At 46.9% G+C, this 1,041-nt stretch carries 2 protein-coding genes and 1 pseudogene; 1 reads left to right on the forward strand and 2 read right to left on the reverse strand.

Translation table 11 applies throughout. The features are described 5' to 3' along the window. Positions 1-183: pseudogene (locus A3730_RS32505) on the forward strand (site-specific integrase); the annotation flags it as partial. Positions 184-388: 205 nt separating this feature from the next. On the opposite strand, the gene A3730_RS04405 reads toward A3730_RS32505, so the two are convergent. Both A3730_RS04405 and A3730_RS31020 read right to left on the reverse strand, forming a co-directional pair. Beyond that, complete coding sequence (locus tag A3730_RS04405; RefSeq protein ID WP_035246388.1) at positions 389-739, reverse strand: DUF3147 family protein; 351 nt, start codon at positions 737-739, stop codon at positions 389-391. A 30-nt stretch (positions 740-769) separates the two neighbouring features. Continuing rightward, a partial coding sequence (locus A3730_RS31020) for a DUF6488 family protein (RefSeq protein WP_063537574.1) occupies positions 770-1,041 on the reverse strand: 272 nt, incomplete at its 5' end.

Genomic DNA, 1,041 nt, shown 5'->3' on the forward strand with positions numbered 1-1,041 from the left:
AGAACCGGCGCAACCATGATGACCGCTCTAGGCGTACTTCCTGAAGTCGCAGAACGCTGCCTGAACCACACCGAAGAAAATAGGGTTAAAAGGACCTATCAACGCCATAGCTATACCAAGGAATGCAGCGAGGCTTGGGAGAAATTGGGCTCCCGGCTCCAGGATCTGACAGAACCAAGATGATAGCTGATGCGTTAAATGAGAGTTTTCGCTCCAAGTGACATCTAGAGCTCAACTAAGCATTCAGGCTACCTACTCTTTCTATGAAGAATATACTCACATATTTGACCCACGCCTAAATAACACGCCTATTATTGAATTCTGACAGCCAGCAATCGACATTAGTCTAAACAGGATTGGGCTATTTTCCGCAAAATAGTCGCTTTCCTCACCATAGATCAATTCCCCAGCGTTTTACCAAGAAAGCAAGCAGAGCAAAACAAAACACGGTCAAAAAAGCTGACACTAATAAAGCCAGCCAAAATCCCCAGCGCTCAAGCATTGCTGGGAATAAGGCGAACATGGGCAGCGTTGGGAGCACATACCAAAAGGTATACCAAGCATGATTGGCCAGTTTGGCAGTGGGTTGGCCCTCAAAATAAAGCCACACCAAGACCATTAGTGTAACGACAGGCAGTGACGCCAATAGCGCCCCCACCCTATCACTCTGCTTAGCCAGCTCGGAAACCAAGACTATAATTGCTGCTGATACTAGGTATTTAATGACTAGCATTGACATAATTTTTCCTCTTGATTCCCTAGCTTAATATCAATCAATTCCTTTGAACTCACCAGTGAAGTTTACGTCGTACACATTACCCGTGTTGGTCATAAGTATATAAAGCGTTCGCTCCTCATCTTCATGATCCATAGCCACAATGTAATATCCGGGGCCAAATTTACTGATACCCACGCTCTCGTCGGGGATCTCTCTCCAGCTTTCGTCCAGTTTGCCAAATCCCATACCCCGATCTTCCTCGGTGAGCTCGACAGCCACATACCTGGCTACTTCCTCCGCCTGATCGGCGGTTACCGTGGCAT

It is taken from the genome of Alcanivorax sp. HI0044, from assembly GCF_001634945.1.

What these genes read in the sequence shown, in the direction of transcription:
- A3730_RS04405 (WP_035246388.1), bottom strand. Translation starts at nt 739, where the DNA reads ATGTCAATGCTAGTCATTAAATACCTAGTATCAGCAGCAATTATAGTC.